Origin of the sequence: Corallococcus sicarius, from assembly GCF_003611735.1 — a bacterium.
Taxonomy (GTDB): Bacteria; Myxococcota; Myxococcia; order Myxococcales; family Myxococcaceae; genus Corallococcus; species Corallococcus sicarius.
The window spans coordinates 1-220 of the sequence record NZ_RAWG01000721.1; the positions used below are offsets into that span (position 1 = coordinate 1).

General features: G+C 65.5%; 1 pseudogene. It reads right to left on the reverse strand.

The features are described from left to right. Positions 1-22: 22 nt before the first annotated feature. Positions 23-220 (reverse strand): annotated as a pseudogene (locus D7X12_RS41875) (DUF1501 domain-containing protein); the annotation flags it as partial.

The following is a 220-nucleotide window of genomic DNA, read 5'->3' on the forward strand; positions in this document are numbered from 1 at the left end:
AGGAGGGAGTGCTCATCAAGGCTCAGGCAAGGATGAACCGCAGCGGGTCCACCCGCGTGATGCTGTAGTCCAGCTTCGCCGAGGCCAGCACCGTGGCGATGATGTGCTCGGGGAAGATGTTGGAACCGTTCGGATCATTGGCGCCCGTGCGCAGGTCCACCAGGCCCGGGGACATGCCGATGTCGCCGCTGCGCCCCACCACCAGGTTGTGCTTGAGGCC